Genomic DNA, 23,200 nt, shown 5'->3' on the forward strand with positions numbered 1-23,200 from the left:
TCCTTTTTACAGGGTCATGGAATCGCTGTCCGACAATCCTTCGCTCTCTCCTCCGGAATTCTCCATCTCCGACACCGTATCCGCCGAAGACAGATCGTTCCCGTTCACATCCACCACCTCGCCGGTGTCGTAATTCATCGCAATCTCGGCCTCGTCGTTGTAAACGAAAGCTCCGGGATTCTCACACTGATCGTACAGCTCAGCCGCCTCCGTTTCCCCTTTGCCCTCGAACTCTTCCATGTCCAGATTAGTCCAACTGGAATGTTCCGTGTAGAGCTGTTCGCCGTTCAGGGATACCTCTCGGTCTACCATGATGGCCTCCGGGATATTTTTCCCTTCAGAGTTCACCGCATAAGCGTTGTTGCCGGACAGGTTGACGGTATACCCCTCCTGTACCAGCTGATCATTTTCCTTTTCAAAAGCGCGGTAGTCGCGGGTGTTCACCTTATCGTTCATGGGCACCATGTTGTATTTTTCCCCGCTGCCACCCTGCGAACTTGCCAGCAAATGCCCTGCGTGCGGCTGATCGGGGTTTTTGCCCTCCAGCGTATACTGCGCATAAGGGTTGCGCGAGTTCGTTTCATCACTCACCTGCGCGCTCCAGCTTTCGATTCTCCCGTGTTCGTCAGTGTTGTACTGCGCCCCATTCGGACCAGTATATGACGTGTTCGGGTCCAGCGAAGAATACATGCTTCTTGCCATGATTTTCTCCTTTTCTATGTCATTTCTGCATCGTGCGACAAGATCTGTTGCCACTTTCCAGCAGGGGTGCTATACTGATAGCATATAATAGGAAGTTAGCATTTTGTCTGATTTCAGCATATCATAGCCGCCTTTATGAATCCATTTTGCTTTTATCTCTTTTTCTGTTTGAAACAGGCAAAAACTGTGTCTTGCGATGAAACCAGACTTTGAAAAGAGTGATTCAGAAATGTGTAAAATCGTTTGGAAGGTATTAATTCCTCAAACCCGCAACCACATCTTTTCGGTAGAAAAAATCCTTGAAAAGGCGTTTGGCGCAGAACTTAGCGTATCATTCACAGGAAAGACGATGCGTTCTCGTTTCTATAATGGAGATTCCACCGGCATATATAAAGATTGCATGGTTTTTTTCCTTTCCAAAAGCACTGCTGATACAGGTCATCCCTTCACCTACGGCACATTTCCCCCGTGGCTTGATTTGCAGAAAGTATGGAAGAATATTACCGATTCGATGGAACAGAAGGAATCGGACTCCTTTCAAAAACAGATCCGAAACTTTTTAAAAAGTCTGCAGCCAAAGGAACAAAATCCTCTTTCGTATCAGCTCGCCCGGATTTCTGAAGCTGTACAGTGTGAGCCTCTGGAAGCACAGCTTGCCACTCTTTCGATGATTGCGTGCACCTGGGGCATCTGGGAAAGTGCTTTTAGAAAAAACTCCCGTGATGCTTCCAAAAGCGAGCAGGAGATTCGCCAACTTGCTCTGCTGATTCTTCCCGAGGGTATATCTATCCGAACAACCTTGCCCAAAGACTCCATCGACCATACTGTGGAAGAAGAACACGCAGATTATACGAAACAAGCGCAGGCTCTGCTTGTGCAGGCCAGGGTCCTAATCCGTCAGTACCACTATCAGGAAGCCGGCGAAGCATGTAAACAAATCATTCAGGAATTCACCGATGCACCTGACATCCTGCGCGGCGAAGCGTATGATATCCTCTATAAATGCTGTACAGCCGGTCTGAGTGGCTACAAACTTCCACGCTCGTTCGATTCGGTGGAACAACTGAGTGCGCGTGCCAAAGACCTCGGCTACGATTACGAATCCGCATGTGACCGCCGCATTCTGCCGGCACCCCGCCGCTCCTCCGACAGCGGGCAGGGTGTATGCGTCTGCAATGCACGCAACGACGCCGGCAGTTGGCTGGAATCCACCATGCCGGCCAGCTGGGAGATAAAATATTCTTCCTTTCCCTCCTCGTTTGTACACTGTAGCGAAATGGTCCGCTTTGCACTGCTGGACGAAGACCTGGAAAAGAATATCCGCGACGCACTGCAGATCCTAGACACGGTCCAGCAGACAAATCACTGGAAACACAGCGAACTTTTCATCCGGTGCGAAAGCGAAAAAGCCTCTCCGTTGCTGGATACCGCACTGAGTTTTCTGCGTTCTTCCTGGACGTCAGACGATGCCTGTCCGGTGCATGTACATCTTCTGGATGAAGCAAAGAATACCGCGCAGTCTCTGTATGCGCGGCACCCCCTTTTCTATCCGTTCACCCTGAATCCGGACAGCAAGCTCTCCGATCCGCTTCACCTGGTGATCCTTAGCGGCACGCCAAACACTTCACTCGCATCCTGGCTTGTACGGGAGGCATCCTGGCTACTCCCGGTTCTTTCGAGCACACATATCACACTGCTGTCGCCCTATGCGGACAAAATCCGCAACCATATTGGTACTACCTGTCCCGGATTGGCCGAACAAATCACCTTCGGGCGTGAAAAATCCCGCCAGACCCGCCTTTCCATCAGAGGCATCCAATTCCCGGAAATGGAATTTATTGATGTGGATTTTGAATCTCCTCAGTTATCCTATGAGCTTCAACAAATCGAGGCAAAAAAAGGGTTCAAATATTATGTGATCGATGCCGGATCTGATCTCGAAACTATCGCACTGGGCACACGGGTACGCGAGAATAATATCCGCCGCGCGGTGGAGAAACGCCAAATTGATCTGTACTCCAGAAACCGCGCGGTAATCGCGCTGCGCTGTGTTTCGCCCCACATGGCCCACCTGGCACAGGAACTGCTGGTTCCCAAAGAAAAAAAGCCTGGCAATCAGTGGTTCAACAACTACGGCTTTACCACCTTCGGTGCGCTGGATGAACTCTATTCCTGGGACAATCTCGACGGCGGCATCTTCGAACAGGCAGCACAATGTCTACATTTGATGTACTGCGGCGCGGCCTTCCGTCCCGAAGAAAAACACACCAGAGAGAAGTATCTCGATTCCTATTTTCAAAGCCTGTACAACCAAGACTCCTCCCGCGCCGCCGTGCTCAGCTTTCCTTATCGGCTGTTCCGTGCCGGTATTGTGGCTTCATACTGGTACATTCAGGATCCCGATGCCTACTGGAGTGAACCGCAGCGTCTCGATCTTTCAAACAGGCTGCAGCATTCTCTGGCAAAAGACAAAAAACTTCTCCCCCGGCTGGCGCAGTACGAACACACACGCTGGACCTGCTATCTGATCAGCCGCGGCTGGCTGGGATTTTCCGATTCTGACCAGGCAGTACAGATCATCAAAGCCGGGGCGCCCAAGCATATGCTTCAGATTGCCCGTCTGCATGCCTGCATCTGTTCCTGGGATGATCTGAAAGCACTGCAGTCTTCTCTAGACTGGGCATATCGCAATGAGAGAAGCGACGGACTGCATTCCCTTCCCGACGATAATTTTTCCACATACTACGATCCCAACAAGAAATATACCTATTTCCAGCATCTTGATGACGAAAGCATTCAGAAAACGCCGCAAGTGCTGCGCACTGAGTGGTTTGCCGTACGGGAGGAAGAAAGAGAGGAGTATATCAAATGACGGATTTCAGTCTTTCCTGCTGCCGTTTTTTTGCGGAACACATGCCCTGCGACTACCGCATACCAGCGAAGGACAACATGTACAAGCTTCCGCTGTTGCTGATCGGCTACGGGTCCCGCCTGGACACCATTCTGCAAAAAGCCATCACCCACGGCCAACTCCCCGACACAATCCTGGAAATCACGGTGGCCACTCCCAACGCATCCGGCACCGCGCAGTCTTTGCTGGACCGTGCACCGACACTGGGAGATTTTGCAGAGGTTATCTGCCAGGATGAAACGCTGTCTACTCCGCACAGCAACGCATTTTGCCAGCTTCGTTTCGAGCAGGTGACACTGGAGGCAACCAGCATACATGCTTTGCTACAGCGCCATTCCACTGCCAGCTATCTGTTGATCTCCACTGGAAACGACGAACAGAACCAAGCGCTGGCTTCCGCCTGTGCACAAGTTCCCGCAGCCCAAAAACGAATGATCGCATTTGTACAAAAGAAACCGGAGGCCGAAGCTTTTCCCCAAGCACACAATGCCTACGACTACGTTTCTGTCTGCTGCAAACGGGTGCTCAGCCTAATACAGAACCGGCAGCAGGATGCCGATTCCGTCGATGCACCGGTAGAGGTGTACAGCTTCGGTTTTGAGAACACCCAAAACTACCGTCATCATACTGAGGAGATCGCACTGAATCTTCACTATGCCTACGCAAAGGCGCAAAACGCACGCCGCCCCGTTGACAAGATTATCCAAGAGTTCCACGAACCGTACAACTACCTGGCAAATCTGGAAGCCGCCGTGCACATCTGCGCAAAGCTCGCCTGCTGCGGCATCCGCAGCACAGGGAAAGAAGCAGCCATACAGTTCCGGCAGCTTCTTGTACGCTCGCCAGAACTGCTGGACAAGCTGGCAGCTGTAGAACACAGACGCTGGATGATGGAAAAGCTGCTGGCAGGATACCGTCCCCTGTCCGATATTTCGCGTATCTACACCGCAGGCGCCACTACACACAGCAAAGCAGAAAAATGGCACTGTTGTCTTGTCCCCTGCGACGAGACCGGACGAAGCTATCTGCTTGCTTCCGACTGGGAAAACGCCGAGAAAGGTGTGCTGCGTGAGGATTTGGACGAGCTAGATCGGATGACTCTTCTTATCCACAACCAGTGCGGTCGGTGTGCCGGTGCCAATCAGGGAGCTGTGCAGGATCTTATCCAGGCCATCCGCAGCACATTGACCGAACACGCCTGCTTCTCTCACGCAACCCAGCAAATACTAGAGGAAGTGGCCGGTTCAATCATTCAGATGCAGCAGAAAAAGGCTAGTGCCTGTGCCCTGTATGAAAAGCAGCTTTCCGCCCTGAAGAAATGTATCTCGCAGGAAGGCGGTCTACTGCAGGAATTTCTGCTGCTGCAGCTCCGGACGCTAGACAGCACACTGGCTCCGCTGAAAGAGTACATCTCCCGCAAGGACTACAAGCTGCAGGATCGCCTATTGGTTGAACAGATTCCCTTTGCACTCACACACCGCTGCCGTCCTTCTCTGGTCAAGCTAATATCGGATCGTGAACTGGACGACATTTTCGCTCTGTGGCAGCTGGAACCCTCACAGGTAACCTTCTGGGGTATTGCAGAATCTGCAGCCGAGCTGTCCCGGCTGCGGGAACGCGCCGACCGATCTGCACGATTCCTGCAGAATATGGGGATTTCCGTTTGCCAATCCTGGAACCTGATGGTGCCAAAGCATCTGATGGCTTCCCTGTTCAAACAGGCCGATCTGCTTACAGACTGGGATTGTACGCTTGTGCCGCTGGCCGAGCGCACCGAACAGGCTGTTTGCGCTATTCTAAAAGACTGGCTGACTGAAACAGAGGCCGTATATCTGGAAGTGACTGGTGCTGATCCACTGTTGCTATGCAGTGCCATAAGAACAGCACAAGAGCATGGGCTCTCTGTTTTCTATGTCCGCAACGGCCAGTTTTATAATCAGCTGAATGCCGAAGAATTACAGTTTCCCGCACCGCGCAAAAACATGACAGTGCGCGAAATGATGGCTTCCCGCGGTGCCGTGCTCAGCAACTTGGACAGCAGTAACCTGGCAGATCTGTCTGTGCACTATAAAATGCTCTGGGAGATTGCCCGAACCACTCCTCTGTGGAGTGAACTCAGTACAGCGCTGCAGGGCGCCCATTTCCGCACCCGGCGTCCCTATTTTCAGTTTGTGCTTCTGGATACCCCAGAGTCGGCGGTGAAAAAGACCTTATACACAAACCGTCTCACCGCAGTGGGCTTACTACCCACTCTGCGCGAAATCGAGAAATATGGGTTCATTTCCGACATTGAAACCACAAACGAACTGAACGGCGGGATAAGCATCACCTACACCTCTCTGGGTAAGGTGAACCCCGACACCATGCACCACTATCTGCAAAAATTTGTGGAGGTCTATCAACCCTCTAGCTATTTCACGTTCAGCACCAACTGGGAAGGCAAGCTATATCTGAACATCTACGACCTATGCGTCACCGATTACGCCTACAACATGGATACACACCTTTCTACGGAAGCCAAAGCCGCACTACCCAATCTGCTGCAGCGTCTGCAGGACGCAGGTCTGATCCACCAATATACTAAAAACTACGCCTGCAGTATCTCCTTCCGCTACCATTCCCGCGCTGTGATGGACTGCATCCAGAAAGCCGGCAGTATTCTGGAAGCCTACATCTATTTTTCTGCCCTGCTGGAGGCAGACTTTGACGACGTGGAAACCGGGATCTCCTTCCTGCACAATACGAGCGAAAACTCGGCCGAAAACGAGATTGACGTCATCTGCACGAAAGGACTGTCGTCTCTGTTCATCTCGGCGAAGTTCACCCGCACGTTGACCGAAAAGTTCAATTATGTTCTCTACGAGATTTCTCTGCTTTCCGAGCACTTCGGGATTAATGCGAAGCCGGTGCTAGTGGCGTCCTGTTTTCATCAGTTTGAAACGGATGAAAGTACTGGAAAGAAAATCTATAGCCACGAAGTACGTCTCGCACTGCGCCGTGGCGTATATCTGGTAGGCCAGGAGTGCCTGCGCAAGAACGTCCTGGGCCAGGTTCTGGAAAATATTCTCGAAGATCGGGAAGACTGGTGTGATTTTGTCAGCGATCTGGACTGAAAACCATAAAAGCTGCCGGGAGGCAATCTTTCCCGGCAGCTTTTTGTAGTTGGAACGCCGTTTTTTCTCTTTTCCAAAAGATGTTAGGGCCCGCTATCATAGCAACTTCCGATGAAAAAAGGCGTTTTCCGCATTTTTCTATGTCTCGTTCGGGTATACTGTTTTATGTGTCTTCTTGAACATGCTGATCTGTACTCGCGCAACATTGTTATACTGAGGTGCAGTATAAGCATCCATAATAAAACCATGTATTCGCATAATTTTATCCTCATTGAGATTTTGTGCTTCGCATTTCAATCCCTCACAAATTCACTTGATGTTATGAGATTGTAGCTAGATTTTTATTGTCTCGCTTCTTGGTGGTTACTACCCATATTTGTTACATATTCTTCACGATTTCCGTCAGCTGTGTTATCACATTCAAAAGTTTAGTCCGGCTATCTACCATATCGTGGTTCTTCCCCATGAGGAGATCGTCCGTACTCACATGAAAATAGCAGGCCATGGCCACAACCAGATCAATAGAAAGCTTCCTTTTCCCACGCTCCATCTTGCTGAGATGCTCCAGGCTGATGTTCAATGCTTCGGCCATTGTCTCCTGTGTCATTCCCTGCGCCTTGCGGAGATTGCTCAGACGGGTCGCAAATTCGGTTGCATCAAAATAGTACATACTGCTTTCCTTTCCGCCTGCAGCGGAAGGGCAAAGGATACCATTGCTTGCAGTACGTTCCTGACTGTCCCCCAAAAAGGGTGCACTAAAGAAAAGGGTACCGATACTGCTTTTTCTGAACATCAGAAATTCAGCAATATATGTATCCTCAGCCCTTAATGCATGTCAGGCTTTCGATATTTTGTTTTCGAAAGCCTTGCCGGAATAAAAAGAGGCTACCGGCAAGGCTGAAATCCCATAAAAATGGGGATTTCCGTCTTGTCGGTAGCCTCTCATGTATATCTGGTTTAACTGACCGATTTCCACAGCATATGACCTGGCGATGGATTTACGCAGTCTGTTTCATCTCAACCATTCCGTCGTTATGCCGAACTCATTCAATTGTCAAATGCGCTCTTGCCCGCATGGTGCATACACGTCAATCCGCTCATGTCTGCGGCCCATTATCTTTCGAATCATAACAGCCCCACATTGATCGCAGGTCATTCGTGTGATACCATCTTTGCCTTCATAGCCGGTGACTAATTTGCGGCAGTTGGGGCAATAGATTTGTTTCGAGCGCCATGAAGTATTTTCATTACGCAATGATATAGCCCCTTTCTTTTCTTATATGTACTTATTTCACAGGTGTCGCTTGTGACCGCAGCTTTCGGATTACGAATACCGGAATCGGTTTCTCCGTCTGTGCTTCCCACTGAAATTTGGTAGTGTGGCCACAGCTTTCACACTCCATCCAACCATCCGTTTCTTCCAGAAACAGGCTACAATTGAGCGTGCCGCATATCGGGCACTTCACATCATAGGTATTCATAATCTCGTGCTCACCTCCGTTATTAATTGCTTACAAAGCCTTAATCACATGCTTTGCTATCCCCTGGATAACCAGCTGTCTTACAAAAATCTTCTGGTCCGGATACTTTGCCTGATTTCGGTATTCAAGAACTGCCCTCTCAGCCTTCTCATCAACACCACCGAACACCTTCAGGGTGCTTTCATTGTCCTCGGTAAGAGCAACAACAATGTCTCCCACCTCAGCCGTGCAATCCATTCTGATGACGACCAAATCGCCATCATCAATCCCTACATCAACCATGGAATCACCGGAAGCCTCCAAAATATAGAACTTTCCCTTTCCAAAAAGAGAAACCGGTAGGCTGATATATTCTCTGATATTTTCCTCTTCTGTTTGTGCAGCTCCACACGGAACGGACCCGAGAAATGGGCATGGGGCGGAAGCAGGAGCAAATTTACGGATCATTGGAGTAATGATGGTACGAGACTTTCCATCGTATTCGATCATTCCGCGATTGTTCATTTCGACCAGATAGCGATAGGCCGTCGCTCTAGGAATACCAACCCCCTTAGCAATTTCTCCAGCAGATGGGATAGTATGTCTGTCGCAAAAGTATTCATCAATAAAGGAAATGATGTTGGCCATCGTTTCTTTGCTCATAACTCTCATAGCTTCAACCCCTTTCAAGCATAATGATTCAAGTTGTCTCATTAATTATATTATAAAACCCCTTGTACTGAAATACAAGGGGTTGATTGTTTAATGAGACAGTGGTGCGTAAAATTTTGAGCAGTAATTCGGCTATATCGAATTCACTGCATTCGACAGCATGTTCTTATAGCTTTCTCTGATCGGCTGCGGGCCGACAATACGAATCTTTCCGTTGAACCCAAAGACCCAACTGTAGAAGGTCGTGCTGGTACATACTCCGACCGATGCTTTGAAATGCTCATCATCAACGGTTTCCACATCGAAATCAGAACCAAAGTTGTCGATTAAATACTTCATAACCGATACATGGCAATACAGCTGCACGATAATCGGCTCATCGGCATCATACATACGGAAAACATGCTTGCTATAGTCAGCAGGACTATAACCTTCTGGTGGCATCACTGCAATCTGGTTGAGAACGCTGGGCTGTTCTGCGATACGATCCAAGCGGAAATTCCGCATCTCCTGGCGTTCATCGCAGAAGCCGCGCATATAGTAGTAATCCCCATCCCAGATCAACGTATACGGGCTAACCGTATACGGCTTTCCGTCATTGGATATGTACCGCTGCTTCGTCACATCAAAATCCGTATATCGAAAGGATATCTTCCTTTTAGTATCAATAGCGGTATTGATAGCGTCAACGATATAATATCCGTTTTCGTTGTCCGATTTTGCGCGACCGGCAACATAAATATGACGGCGAAGCTTTGCGGCATTCTGAAAGTTCGTCAGCGTGAGGAGCTTTGCTATCAGTTCGTCGCTCTTTCTCTGTGTGATGAACTTGGAGGACGAGATGGCATCCACAAGAATCTTGAGTTCCGGCAGCTCATAAATGTACCCGTCATAATAGTACTTATTCTGTGTGGACTCGTAGTGCTCAATGTGAAGGCCGCAATCGTGGAGCATAGCAAGATCGTCACTGATGGTATTACGCGAAACTTTTACTGAATACTCTTCTTTGAGGATTTTCATCAGCTCAGCGGTTGATAGTGTATGTTCCGCATCGGTATGTTGTACCAAATGCTGATATAAATATAAGATTCTAAGCTTTGTTGCATTTTTCATACAATCGACCTCATATTTACAGCGCACAATAATCCTATTTGTACAGCACTTTTACTACTATGTGTTTTCGTTCTCTATGCACAAAACTCCACAACAGAAACATTCTTTGTACACGTTTTGCTGTTGTAAAACGTGTACTTGTATATTAAGTCAATGTTGGAACAGCCTCTTTAGTTAAACCAGAGAAACTTTAAAGTGCTCTAGCACTTTGTCATGGGTAAAGCTGTCGTTCATCATATACGCAACCGTAGGAATGCTAGTCATCCCTTTTTCCCAGTAACCTTCATCAGCAGAAACTGTCCGAAGCCACCGAACTCCCACAAAGTATTCATTAGAAGGATCGATGGATACTTTTGCCGTAGTGTTTATCCATTCGCAATCCATAATGTTTTTCTTGGCAGTTCCATCGAGCACAGTAAAATCCGCTAACTTTGTTTCGCATGTAGTGCAAACACCGATACCCACAAAACCAACACCAGCTATATGGCAGAAGATAATATCCCCTAGCTTAATATTACTCAGCAGAGTACCGCCTTCTCCACTAGCCGATACAAATCCATATTTTTGCGCATCTTCCCAGCTTCTTCCTGAACCATACTCCACGGTAAACCGGCGCGCGCTGCCGCTCTGGATCGCGATCTCTGTTTCATCATCCCAGCCACCTGCCAATTCTTTGATCCGGGCAGGGTCCCAAATGGCTTTTGCGAGTTGCGTATATACCTGAAGCCGGTCTCGGATTGCTGATTTGTCAAATCGTTCATAGGGCTTAAACCCATACATACCTGCCAGTCGCAGGAACTGGGGATTATTCTGATAGGTCCCATTATACAAAGACTGTGCCAGGATATTGTCCCCCGCGTATTGGGCCACCTTTTGCTCATAGGCCATCGCCTGGTAGCTTCTGTTGTGGTCGCTGGTGAGCAGAATCAGATTTCCAAACTTTCTGCGATTGTTGTTGAAATCCTCTTCGTCATTGAATAGATCTTTGTAGCCGGCATAATCATTTGGCAAAATATGTTCAATGTCGTAAGAAGTCTTGGGATTCCGATCCACATAGGTCGCGAACTGGGAGGCCCGCCCCATCTGCACGTTCACATAGTCCGTGAGCCGAGCCAGCATGTGGAGCATATAGCGCCCTGTGAACTGGTTGAGTTCAAAATCCCGAATTGCGTCCAGCTTTTCGTTCATCCGCTGCAACGTAGTGAACAGCTTGATCCCGATCGTCCTCGCATCCTGGTTTCGGATTTGACACATGACCCGGAACAGGAGGTTTTTATTGGAGTTCCAGTTGACCTTTTTGTAATTGAAAATCCGGGTCGAGGCAAAGATATCAATGAACGTCGAAACCAGCTTGATTTTCTGGTCGACCACTTCGGGAGCATCTTCCACCCGCACCGCCGCCAGGATCAGATAGTTCTGGTATGTAATGTCTCTGTGTGCATTGTAGAAAACCGCCTCGTACCCCGGCGTCATCTTATCCGAATACGCTTTTATTCGCAGATACAGACTGGTCATCAACGACATCTCGATCGTTACCAATTCCTTAAACTGCTTTGGTTGCGTCAGCTGCATTGCCGTACGGGCATTCTGCCGGACCCAGTTGTGGAACTTTTCGCCTAGCAGTTCAAAATCCCGGTCCTCAGCGCCTTTGCGGGTCTCGCGGATCGAGTTGGCATACTTCGCGCGCAGCCAAGCGGAAATGAAATCCACGTCTTCTGCCTTGACCGCGCCGCTGGTCTGGGAATCAAACTCATTTTTGATACGGTTAATGTTTTGCTGCCAAGCCTTATTGACGGAATCCCGGTCTGCCTCGTTTACCTGCTGGATGATATATGCCTTCAGCATTTCGGCGCTGTTCAGGCTGAGGCCGCGGTCATTCATGGTCAAGAAGATGGTGTGTGCTTCGTCCTCCGAGGGTGTGTCGATCTCCAGCAAAAGAACTTTGCCCTTCAGCCAGTAGATGAAATAAGGCAGGGCTTCTCCTTTCAGGTCATCGGGGAAAAGCTCTTCAATGTCGCTATAGCGCGCAAGCAAATTCTTATTACTCTCGTTTTCGGAAGTAAACGCCCGGTTTTGGTCCCATAGCGCCTGCATACAGTCGTTCCGCTCCGGCACATCCAGGTTGAATGACATGGTTCCAAAATTATCTTTGTAAATCAGATCATCCATCTGTTTGACCGGGAGATATGGAATACCGGTGAGTTGATTCTGCAAATTCCGCAGATAGATCAGCAGCAGTGACAGGGAAGTCAGACGCTGTTGGCCATCAATGATCTTGCGGGTATTTTCACTGGTACAGATAATACTGCCCATATAGTAATACCCGTACCCCTGCACTTCAGCGGGCGAGCCATGGTTGGTCGGATCATAATACTGACGGAAGGTATCATAAAAGTCCATCAGCATCTGCTCGATCTGCTTGCGGCCCCAGCGGTATTCCCGCTGATAGTAATCCACTTCAAACTTTCCCCGAGTGAGAATCGTTTCCAGGGTATCAGTTTTATCTATCTTCTGCATTGAACCAATCACACCGCCTTCCAAATCATTAAAAAAGTTTTCTCTTAGCCATTATTTTCCTCAAAATTTTCCACCTGTTCCATTACCTTGCAGAAAACTTCCGGGCTGTACTGCGGCGGATAACCATTCTTAATCAAGCAAACTTTGATATCAAACTTCAGTTGATCCCGGACGATCTGATTGTTAAGCCAATCGGCAAACGAAGATTTGACGTCAATGATATCCTTGATTTTTTTTGCCAGCGTTTTGCACTTGTCGTTTACCGATACCCCATCGACCACACGGTCTGTACCGTATTCGAAGTTATACTCATCCCTCAACGTCATCAGAATATCATAGAATGCTTTTTCTTCAAAGGTCAGACCGACCTTTCGAAAGCTTTCCCGGTCAGCATGCATATCTTTCAGAAGCTGCAATGCCTGCTCGGTGGCACTCCGGATGATCTCCTCCGAGGTCTCCTCTTGTGCAATACCAGCTTCTTCCAAGGTAAGATGTTTTCGGCGTTCGTGGTACTCCTGGATCGTCTTTTCCAGCATCTCCTGGAACTTCTTTGCCGCCATTTGATTAGTTCGGCTATATTCGGTAATTTGCTTTTTCAGCGTTTTTACCAACAATTCCAGCTTAGATGCCGGCATTTTCACGTCAGACAATTTTTCAAAATACTCCGGGCTGAAAATGTCTTCCTGCTCGCCCTCTTCGAGAACATTCTCAACTTTGTTGTATCGAAGGGCCTCTTCTACCATCTTTTCCACATGGCGGTTCATGCTCTGAGTGTCAACTTCGCTGGTACCACTCATCTTGCGGACAAAGCCAGCAATCGCCATGAAGCACTGTGCAAGGGAAGACTCTTCCTCACTTAGTTCACCGGAAGGCTGGCAAATATCATAGGCAGCCCGCATCCGCTTGACCGTTTTCAGAAAATAAGTCTTGAAAGAGACCTTTCGGATGCTCTTTCCGCCTTCACCTTCCGTGTTTAATTCGTTCGTGGACGCAAAAACATATTCTGCCGCTTTTGCTAAAAGCACATATCGTTCAGCAGGGTCACGTTCTGGATCCAGGAATGGCGTCAAATCATAGCCAGAAAAGAGATTCTGCAAAATCATCAGTTCTTGCCGGAATGCACCGGTCGCCTGATCCACATCATCCGCCGTAGGAGCAATGGAACAGTCACCACCATACATTTTTAACGCTTCACGCATATTGTCGCGGATCCCGATGTAGTCCACGATCATACCGTATTCTTTGCCAGGATATTTTCGGTTGACTCGGCTGATGGTCTGGATCAGCAAATGTGTTTGAAGCGGTTTGTCATTATACATATAGGTCAACGATGGCACATCAAAGCCTGTGATCCACATATCCACCACGATGGCAATCCGGAAATTGGATTTATCCTGCTTGAACGCAGCGTCCAGTTCCTCAGATCGTTTGCTGTTTTTTACTCCACCAAGATACTGATACATTTCCGCCGGGTCGTTGCTTCCAACACTGGCCACCATAGCCATGAAGGGCATTGGCTTCAACCGGCGCATTTCTTCGTCCGATACCGTCACATCTCCTGGTGTTTTCTTCTCTACAAACCACTCAGGATATTTCTGCTGGAATATTTTAAGTAATTCATAGGCAGTGGGCCGGCTGGAGCAAACCACCATGGCTTTCTGCACCCGCTCCGGATCGTTGGCACAAGCGGAAATATAGTGGTCGTGGATATCTATGGCTAGCCGCTCCAGACGGGAGGGCTCTTTCAAAATAACCTCCATAGAGCTCATAGCCTTTTTGCTGGCTTCGATATCCTCTGCTGTTGCCCCTTCGTCGGCACACTGTTTATAATACGCCTCAATCTCCTTGACCTTTTCCTGATCAAGCAAAACCTTGGCAATCCGTGGATGATACTTGATAGACACGGTTAGACCGTCTGCGACGGCTTGGTCCATGGTGTACCGGTCGATTTCGCCGCCGAAGGTCTGGTAGGTTTCTGAGATGGGCGTTCCGGTAAAGCCCACGAAAGTCGCCTGCGGAAAGGCCTCCTTCAAGACTTTTGCATATGGCTTGGAAACCATAGCCTTCATGTTGTTGTCCACATCTTGGCTAAAACGGATCTTTTTGGCGTGTTCCAGCTGCGTCCGATGCGCTTCATCGGAGAAACAGATGATATTGGCACGGTCGTTGATCAGACCAATCTTATCATCTTCTCTGTCACAGAATTTTTGAATGGTACAGATATAGAATCCACCGCTCTGACGAGCACCGAGTTCTTCTCGCAAAGCCTTGCGGCTTGGAACGATGCTTACCTCTCCCAGATTCAAAAACTCTTTGCTCTTTGTAAACAGTTTCGCACCCTGTTTTTGCAGCTCCTCCCGGTCCACAATCATGACGATAGTGGGAGAGCCGATCTGCGGCACATCGGTGCATCGCAAAGCCAGCTGCCGAGCAAGGAAGGCCATGGTATAGGTCTTGCCGCAACCGGTGGCTCCGAAGTAGGTTCCGCCTTTTCCACTCTTTTCCACCACAGACTTTATAATGCTTTGTTTCAGAAGCCGTGCGGCAAAAAACTGCGGATACCGGCAGACGATCTCCCGTTCGCTGCTGTCATACTCGCTGTCCTGGAAATATATATAATCACGGAATATTTCCAGGAATCGTCGGGGGTTGTATACACCCTTGATCATAGTCTGCATTTCATCAAAGGGAAGTGCGGAGACCTTGTCTTCGTTGTTCACTCTGCGCCAGGCATAAAAATGCTCATAAGGCGTACGTACCGTGCCCAATCTAGTCTTGACCCCATCAGAGATACAGGCCAAAGGGCAGTAGTGCAGCAGATGCGGAATGTCCCGCCAGTAGCGGGTGTAGATCTGTTCCCACGCATCATAGATGGTGGCGGCCTGATCCGCCGGGTTTTTCAGCTCTATAATGCACAGCGGCATACCGTTGACATAAAGCAGAATATCTGGCCGGCGGTTCTCTGTCTGTCCGTTGTTGGTATACTCTACTGTAAACTGGTTGACCACTCGAAAAATATTGTTCTCCGGGTTTTCAAAGTCTATCAATGCCACCATTCGGGCCGGCTTGCCTTGAGGCACAAATTGAATGCCATCCACCATCCATCCATACAGCTTGTGCAGTGTGGCGAAATCGCTTTCGCTGCCGGCCAGCCGAACGGCGTCAATAATCTGCCGGATCTCGTCGGCGAGCAGATCCGGGTTGGTTTTACTCAAAAAATGTTCCAGATCATCCACATACAAAACGTCCCGCCGGGAGGCGCGGGGGATGCTGTTGCCAAAGAGATATTGCCAGCCTTCCGCTTCCAGAAAGCTGAGAAAGGCATTCTCAAAATCAGCCTCGCAATAGCGGCCGTTATATTCTCTCAGTTTCGACATTATTCTGCCCTCATTTAGAACAACCTATTAAAGTCTACTTCATATCCCATAGCTTTCAACTCTTTCAGCAAATCAATCTTCCAATTGGAGGTGTTAGTATAAACTACGCCTGATAGATCAGATGGAATTTCGACTCCCGAATCGGCCAGAATCACCACATGATCTCGACCCAGTTTCCCCATAAAATAACCCGTTTCCAGTACTACATTTTGCCTTGCACGGGCGCTTTCCGAAGAAGTATCTTTAGCCTTACCTACATCGTCAGCAGTGAACAGACAGATCGCTCCGCCGACATCACTGTTGGATTCGAATTTTTCGATTATAGTACGGCCCTGGTTTGCCTGTTCCGACAGAATAATTGCCTCAATCCCCTGCTTTTCCACAATGCGGGCAACCGATTGCTGTAACATACCATCATGGCCATGAACAATAAAAATTTTACACATATTGCCCTGCCGCAAAGATTGGGATTGCGTTGTAGATTCCCCTTCGTCGTTCATTTCTTGTAAGTAGGTTTCAAAGATTGCTTTACATGCCAAAAGGCTGTCACGGCATGCCTTTATTTCACTTTTAAGATTTAAATCTTCGTCCATGACCCAACAATTAGGAGAAAATCGCATACTTTTGAATTTCTTATGCTCTAAAGAATCATTTCCATACTTTTTAACTAAAAAGCGTTCGGCTTTCGCTTGCCACCCTTCAAATGCAGGCGCAGAGGCAATAACATGATGTGCCACCAAATTATCAATTTCATCTATAATGCTTTTGAATTTTTCATAGTCTGTCATTTTGCTCTTCCTTCCTCCAATGAACCGAGAATCAGTATCGGGCAGATGTCTTTGATTTGGGCTTTCAGCTGCTCATTGATACGCTTGCGGGTATTATACACGGTAAAAATTTCGGCAATAGCCTTTTGTATTTTGATGTCTGGAATCGGAATTTGGACGTTCTGCATTTCACTCCAATCAAAAGTTTCTCTTGCAGAGCCCCAGGAGTTGAAGCGGGCATATCTATCAAATTCTGGTCTTGTGAGAAAAAGCATTAAATATTCCGGAATCAAAAAGTCTGGATTTGTTCCAAACACAATAGAAATCGATGACACAATAAAAGATTCAGTCGTATTGTTGAAACCAAGAGAGATTTTATCTCCTCGCCGCGAAGTATCCGGAACATAAACGATTTGCCCCGGTTCAACCACTTTATAATTGCTCAAACCAACTCCTGACATATCCGCCTTTGTGGGAATTATTTCTTTCGCAGTCGACAGCCCTCTAACGGCATCAACCGTAAGTCCGACATCGTTGCGCTGATTACTTTCTTTGAGATATAGTCCAATTTTCTTGCACGGCATCTTTCTCCGCAAATCCTCAATATACCCATCACAAAGCAATTTCAGATCTTCCAACCCATTCTCATAGCTTTGCTGGTTGGCAACCATTGATTTATATATACTTACATATTTTCGTTGGATTGAAATATCAGGAAGTGGAATCACAATATCGCTCATATCGTTAAAATTGAATTCCGGACGTTGACTACCAAAGTTTCTAAAAGTCACTTCTCTATAAAATTCTTTCCGGCGAAAATACATAAAGAGCCAGTTAGGGTCTATTTTTTCCTTTCCCTCTTCATTTAAATAGAAAATAATATACAAATGTGAAACAATACACAGACCATCTGTACGATAAGCAATTGACCCCAAATCCAACCGTGAAGGATTGTAAACAAAAGCACCATCATTCACAATCTTATATGGCTTCAAATCGACATCCAGTGGATTTCCCTTTGGCGGTGCAAAAACGCCTTCATTTGTAACTCCCTCTATCAAATCGACACCATATTTCAAGTTACGGTTATTTTCAGTGGAACGTTGTATATAATCGCCAAGTCTTACCCATGTAACATCAGGAAATAATACACTGTGATTAGAGTTCATATCCGATCCCCCTGAAAGCCTCCAGCAGCATTGCCTGGGACTCTTTTTCCTGTTGCATCACGGCTTTCATTTCTGCCTGAATACGCTGCATCTCCGCGGGAAAATCAATTTCCAAATCGTGGTCGATGAACCGGATGTACTTGCTCGGAATCAAGCTCCAGTTCTGCTTTTCAATTTCCTCCATACCGACGCCCCGGTATAGTTCCGGTACCTCATAATTAGTTCCGTCCGTACCTTCATTCTGCCAGGTGTGGTAAATTTCGGCCGCTTTTCCGATTTGTTCAGCAGTCAAAACCACTTTCTTTTTTCCTTCCCCTTTCACCGGATTTTCCGTCCAAGTCCGCAAATCCATAAAGAGGATTTCGTGGCTGCGGTCGCGCAGCATCCTACCATGGTAGTTCCCACCCTTTTTGTTCCGGTTCAAAATCCACAAAGTCACACTGATGTCGGTGGTGATGAACAGCTCTCGGGGAAGAATGATAATCGCTTCCACCATCCCTCTCTGGATCAGTCTTTTTCGGATTTCCACCGTATCGCTGTCCCCTAAAGCGCCATTTGCCAAAAGGAACCCGGCCACACCATCCAGGGCTTTCAAATGGGAAAGAATATGCAAAATCCATGCATAATTAGCATTGCTTTCCGGCGGGGTAACATACTCCGCCCAACGCGGATCATCACTCAAATTTGCATTGTACCAGCCTTTCAGGTTGAAAGGCGGATTGGCCATAATATAATCAAAATAGAGACCTTTATTCTGGTCGTTGGTAAAAGTGGAATCAGCGATTTCTCCCAGGTGGTGACTAATGCCACGCAAGACCAGATTCATTTTTGCCAGGCGGAGGGTAGCTGGCTCCTTTTCCTGCCCATACACATTGATTCGGCTGATATCACCTTGTTTGGCGCTGACAAGTTCCGCGCTTTGGATAAACATACCGCCCGAACCACAGCAAGGATCGTACAAAGTTCCATCAAATGGTTCAATCATGGCTGCAATCAGCTGAACCACATCATGGGGTGTATAGTACTCTCCCTCTTCCTTAGTTGCATTAACCGCAAATTCCTTTAGAAAATATTCATACACACGACCGATGAGGTCTTTTTCTTCGCCGAATTTTTTATGGCTGATCTTGTTGATTTCATCCACCAGCATTTTGATGTCCTTGGGCTCCAGATTTCTCGTGGTAAAGGTGCCCTCCACAAAACAACCTTTTAACTGTTTGTCGCTATCTCCAAGGGTTTTCAGAGCTGTATCCAAAGCCACATTTAACTGTGGCGCAGGTGTATTAATTATGGTCGACCAGCGAGCCTCCACCGACAAATTATAGGTACCATCCGTAAAGGTGGGATCAGTAAAAAAAGCGTTCCAGATTTCTTTGTCGTCGGGATCCAGCCCCTGCTCAATCAGCGTCTGACGGAGATTCTCAATACCATCCTCGAATTTTTCGCCCATAAAGCGCAGAAACACGAGCGTCAGCATCATGTCACGTTTTTCAAAAAACGAGCCTGAATTGCGTGCCTGACGCAGAATATCTCGACACTTAAACAGAATTGAATCCAGATTCAATTTTTCTTCGGCTTTTTTCTTTGCCATGGGAAATACCATCCTTTAATAGAATTATGTAAATGACCATCACTATCGGGGATTATGCTTTGTCTATGTCCCAGCTCTCAGTTTCTGCATACCACACACCAATCATTGGTTCTGCCGTCACAATCTTTTGCCATACTGGTAAAAGGAACTCTCCTATTTTCTGAATGACTACAGGAAACTCCAGTTCAGAGTTTCCTAAACTTTTCAGAAAATAACGCCACTTTGTGTGCATCTCCGGATAGTCCGCCAACGCAAAAATGTGCTCAAAGCTGTCTTTTCCATATGTCGTTCCGCGGTTACGTAATGTTTGTTGAATTGCCGATTGCAGTTTTGTTCCATCGAAATCGAATGTTCTGGATAAATAATAAATATCGTAGAAATCTTTCATTCTTCCGGTAAGTTCAAAACGCTGCAAAATGGCATCAAATTTTTCCGCCACGGTACTTTCTAACGAATATGTCAGAACAGAAGGTTGTGCATAGCCCTCCAGCTGCGTCTGTATAGTCCTTCGCTCTGCTCCCGGGATAATCACGTCTCCAACACCAACATCCACGTTAAAAGGAACCCGAACATTTTTGATGAAACCGGTGATCTGTGTACCAACACCATGATACTTACGTTGCAGCGCAATGGGCTGTGTTTTTTCGGCCCTGAAATTTACAAAATCGTTTCCAGTTTCCACCGCCAGAATCTCGTCAAGAATCACATCCATTCGGGCAAGATCATTATTCAATCCCCTCATCAAAAAGTCCACATCTACTGTAGCTCGACTTTCAAAGTTGGTGAGCGTGTAGATGAAAAGCCCACCTTTCAGCACAAAGTTTTCAGAATAAGGAGAAGCTGCAAGCCGCCGTAAAAACTCCTCCTGAAAGAAAAGTTGCAAACATTGCTGATAGCTAATACCAGTGGCTTTTGCTTTATTTTTCAGTTTTGCCAGAACAGAAGCTGCTTTATCTGCCATCAAAGCCACACTCCTATCAATTCTTTTACAATCTTTTTGACTCTCAGCACTTCTGCATACTCCAGCAGCCGCGGAATGTTTTTTTCAGGGTCAGCAACATACTGTTGCACGGCTTTGTTAAAAATTTCCTTGTCCATCTTATTGCGATATCGCAGGCAATCACAAATTACGCGATCTTTGTCATAAATGCGAATTGGATATCCGTCCATAGTGCCAGTAGTTAAACCCACCTCCAGATAAGCCGGTTCCATATAGTGTGGTTTAACAAAAGGATAATCGATTTTGAACCGAGATTTTCCAGAATCTTTACTAACGCCCAAATGCCATTCGGCAGGAGTACGGTCACTGTATCCGTAGTATCTCAGTGCCGTTTCCATGCAGAAAATCGCATCGGGAAACAGTCGGATTACCGTTCCAACTTCGCTGAAGTCTTCCGGGTCAACCCATTGATAATAGCCATAGCGCACTTTTTCAACTGCTTCCTGGTCAATCAGCCGCTGCAGAGTCCGATACTGAATCTTTTCCTTTTGCAGGTCTCTTGTGCGCATCATTCCTCCATAGCGTTCAAATATTTTTTTGTATTCATCAACCCTTTTCATAACAGAACTCCTACACAAATTCAGTCATCAGAACGCAGTGGAGCGGACAAATTACTGCAGTTTTATTATAGCGAAAGGCAACTATGCCGTCAACACTACTTTTTCCACAAATTCAATCATAAGCGGACGAATTAGTGTATTTTATTAGCTTCTACCTCATCTTTACATGTTTCATATCTTGAAAACAAAATATTATCTATTCGAGAAAATCAGTCACTCTCTGTTATAATAAATAGAAAAAGTCGGCATTAAAAGTTCCCTGCTTTCCCAGCCAGCTAAATAATACTTCTGAATAGATAGTGGAGGCATACCGATGGAGTACAAAGATATCCCCCGAACATTAAAACGATACTCATTCGAAGAAAAGATGAACATACTGCAGATATATTCACGCCGAACCATGAACTTGAATGGAATAATAAATAAAAATGAAACTGGCAAGTTCCCCTTCCCGTGGGAACTTGAAACCCTGCTTCTTTTTTCTATCACAGCACAAGAATGGCGAGAAGGACGTTTCACATCAAAGGACCGAAACTTTATCGATATGATAAATTGTATACGAAATTATCAACATCCTATTGTAGATGAATTGAAAGAAACAACTGATTTTATAAGCAAGCTATTTGTTGCTATTGGATCTACTCAATTTGAGGCGCAAGAATATCCCTACTATAAGTTGTATCGATATTATTGGTATTTTTCTTTTGTAAATTCCAAAGTGAATATGCCCGAGATATTCCAACAAAAGTTAGGGAGCAATTACAAAAAATATGCCACTTTAGCCATGTCATTATGGGTGATTCTATGCACCAATAAGTATACAATATCTTCCCAATTATATAATTTTATATTGTCGCAGTTTCCTGTGGAACTCCGACATTTAACGATTACAAGAGATGAATACAAAAAGCAACTTGAAAGTATAACCTCATGTATCGATAATTACATATATTGTTTACGCCCCTCATACACCTATCCTTTTATATCCGAAAAAGGATTTGTTTATTTACCACTTCCGCATCTATTAATGCGTTCTGTGACATCCTCCATGCTATATCGTATAACTCAGGACAACAATCATCTAGCTGAATTAATCGGAAAAGAAGTGATGGAATCATATCTTTATCAAATTATTCTACGCAGCGGATTGTTCGATGAAGTATATCCCGAGCAAGAATACATCTTTCATCGCAACAAAAACCGGACACTCGATGTGCTCACTCGAAAAGGTGATCATTACATTTTCTTTGACAGTAAAATGTACACTCCAAGGCGAGATCTCCGAATCTTCGACCAAGATACATACGACCGGGAAATCGATCGATTAGCGAGAAATTGCAAACAAATTTATGAACACATACGCTGTCGATTTCCAAGTCAGTATAATCCTTTTCATGTGCAATCAGAAATCAATCCAGATAATGTATATGGTCTTGTAGTCCTCCGGGAAGATCCTCGAATCCAAAACGCCCACATTTACATGAGAACTGCTACACTGTTGGAAATATCTCATAAATCTTCTGAATACCAGTGGCTTTGTCAACATGTAGGGATCATCTCTCTTGCCGACATTGAAAAACATTGTTTCACACATTCAGATTTACCCGACCATATATACGGAAGCCATTCTCGAGAACACCTCACAGATTTTTGGCTGGTTGACGCAGTCGATTCTGACAAAGTTCAAGATACGGAGTTTATAGCTTTTAAAAAAGAAATTTTGGATGAATGTTCAAAACTCTTTAAAAAATGTGCTGAAGCGGGCCTCTTCAGCTAATTTAGCAAGCAATGTTTCCTTGGCCAAGTCCTGCGAAAACGCCGTTTTCTCCAAAGGAGACAACCTGCCTGTTGGGATAATCCCAAGCCCTTATTGATCATCACTTTGTGATGGCTGCGCGTTTCTCCAAAACACTAAAATGGCATAATTGGTGAAACTTTTTAATGACAAAAGTTTCAAAAAAGTCCTCCTTACATTTTGACATCCTAAGTGCGTCCCCTTAAGAAAGTAGTGGTGAGATTGCGACTGCAATGGACGCTACGATAGCCTTGGCACCGTTCATTACACTCGTTTCGGCAGTCCAGATAAACTTCTCCAGCGCAGTATTCAAAAGACCATGATGCTATTTTTCCAATAACTTTTATTTTCAAACTCCTGCTTTGCTGTTTGCAAGTCCGTTTTATGACACTTATACTGTGATATAATTAAAAATACAGATTCATAGATTACAGAAGTGAAGGTAACATTTTA

At 46.4% G+C, this 23,200-nt stretch carries 14 protein-coding genes; 3 read left to right on the forward strand and 11 right to left on the reverse strand.

Going from position 1 to position 23,200, the window contains the following annotated elements:
• Nucleotides 1–6 precede the first annotated feature (6 nt).
• Nucleotides 7–702, reverse strand: coding sequence for a DNA/RNA non-specific endonuclease (locus tag B5G03_RS14290; protein ID WP_087182356.1), 696 nt, complete (start codon nucleotides 700–702; stop codon nucleotides 7–9).
• 229 nt (nucleotides 703–931) lie between these two features.
• On the opposite strand from B5G03_RS14290, the gene B5G03_RS14295 reads away from it, so the two are divergent.
• Both B5G03_RS14295 and B5G03_RS14300 read left to right on the forward strand, forming a co-directional pair.
• On the forward strand, nucleotides 932–3,574 hold the full coding sequence (locus B5G03_RS14295; RefSeq protein WP_140401712.1) for a hypothetical protein: 2,643 nt from the start codon (nucleotides 932–934) through the stop codon (nucleotides 3,572–3,574).
• Nucleotides 3,571–6,726, forward strand: a complete 3,156-nt coding sequence (locus B5G03_RS14300; RefSeq protein ID WP_087182358.1) for a hypothetical protein — start codon at nucleotides 3,571–3,573, stop codon at nucleotides 6,724–6,726. Before B5G03_RS14295 ends, B5G03_RS14300 begins: the two co-directional genes overlap by 4 nt.
• A 379-nt stretch (nucleotides 6,727–7,105) precedes the next feature.
• On the opposite strand, the gene B5G03_RS14305 is transcribed toward B5G03_RS14300, so the two are convergent.
• The 10 genes from B5G03_RS14305 to B5G03_RS14360 all read right to left on the reverse strand — a co-directional run bounded on the left by B5G03_RS14305 (nucleotide 7,106) and on the right by B5G03_RS14360 (nucleotide 20,952).
• Nucleotides 7,106–7,396, reverse strand: coding sequence for a helix-turn-helix domain-containing protein (locus B5G03_RS14305; RefSeq protein WP_087182359.1), 291 nt, complete (start codon nucleotides 7,394–7,396; stop codon nucleotides 7,106–7,108).
• A gap of 841 nt (nucleotides 7,397–8,237) precedes the next feature.
• Nucleotides 8,238–8,858 carry a LexA family protein gene (locus tag B5G03_RS14320; protein WP_087182362.1) on the reverse strand — a complete coding sequence of 207 codons (621 nt, stop codon included), beginning with the start codon at nucleotides 8,856–8,858 and terminating at the stop codon, nucleotides 8,238–8,240.
• A gap of 132 nt (nucleotides 8,859–8,990) precedes the next feature.
• Nucleotides 8,991–9,971, reverse strand: a complete 981-nt coding sequence (locus B5G03_RS14325; RefSeq protein WP_087182363.1) for a helix-turn-helix transcriptional regulator — start codon at nucleotides 9,969–9,971, stop codon at nucleotides 8,991–8,993.
• A 174-nt stretch (nucleotides 9,972–10,145) separates the two neighbouring features.
• Nucleotides 10,146–12,488, reverse strand: a complete 2,343-nt coding sequence (locus B5G03_RS14330) for a DUF262 domain-containing protein (RefSeq protein ID WP_087182364.1) — start codon at nucleotides 12,486–12,488, stop codon at nucleotides 10,146–10,148.
• A 44-nt stretch (nucleotides 12,489–12,532) separates the two neighbouring features.
• The gene (locus B5G03_RS14335) at nucleotides 12,533–15,865 is read right to left on the reverse strand and encodes a type I restriction endonuclease subunit R (RefSeq protein WP_087182365.1); all 3,333 of its coding nucleotides are present in this window, start codon (nucleotides 15,863–15,865) and stop codon (nucleotides 12,533–12,535) included.
• 14 nt (nucleotides 15,866–15,879) lie between these two features.
• Nucleotides 15,880–16,653 (reverse strand): TIR domain-containing protein, encoded by a 774-nt coding sequence (locus B5G03_RS14340; protein WP_087182366.1) that lies wholly within the window; start codon nucleotides 16,651–16,653, stop codon nucleotides 15,880–15,882.
• A complete protein-coding gene (locus B5G03_RS14345; protein WP_087182367.1) occupies nucleotides 16,650–17,801 on the reverse strand; it encodes a restriction endonuclease subunit S in 1,152 nt (383 codons plus the stop codon). The genes B5G03_RS14340 and B5G03_RS14345 overlap by 4 nt, the downstream gene beginning before the upstream one ends.
• Nucleotides 17,791–19,392 carry an N-6 DNA methylase gene (locus B5G03_RS14350; protein ID WP_087182368.1) on the reverse strand — a complete coding sequence of 534 codons (1,602 nt, stop codon included), beginning with the start codon at nucleotides 19,390–19,392 and terminating at the stop codon, nucleotides 17,791–17,793. Before B5G03_RS14350 ends, B5G03_RS14345 begins: the two co-directional genes overlap by 11 nt.
• 52 nt (nucleotides 19,393–19,444) lie before the next feature.
• Nucleotides 19,445–20,353: a nucleotidyl transferase AbiEii/AbiGii toxin family protein gene (locus tag B5G03_RS14355; RefSeq protein WP_087182369.1), complete on the reverse strand. Its 909-nt coding sequence runs from the start codon at nucleotides 20,351–20,353 to the stop codon at nucleotides 19,445–19,447.
• The gene (locus B5G03_RS14360) at nucleotides 20,353–20,952 is read right to left on the reverse strand and encodes a type IV toxin-antitoxin system AbiEi family antitoxin domain-containing protein (RefSeq protein ID WP_087182370.1); all 600 of its coding nucleotides are present in this window, start codon (nucleotides 20,950–20,952) and stop codon (nucleotides 20,353–20,355) included. Before B5G03_RS14360 ends, B5G03_RS14355 begins: the two co-directional genes overlap by 1 nt.
• 313 nt (nucleotides 20,953–21,265) lie before the next feature.
• Here B5G03_RS14360 and B5G03_RS17145 point away from each other — a divergent pair, with 313 nt between their 5' ends.
• Nucleotides 21,266–22,729, forward strand: a complete 1,464-nt coding sequence (locus tag B5G03_RS17145; RefSeq protein WP_140401713.1) for a hypothetical protein — start codon at nucleotides 21,266–21,268, stop codon at nucleotides 22,727–22,729.
• The last annotated feature ends 471 nt before the right edge of the window (nucleotides 22,730–23,200 follow it).

It is taken from the genome of Gemmiger sp. An50, assembly GCF_002161595.1.
Taxonomy (GTDB): domain Bacteria; phylum Bacillota; class Clostridia; order Oscillospirales; family Ruminococcaceae; genus Allofournierella.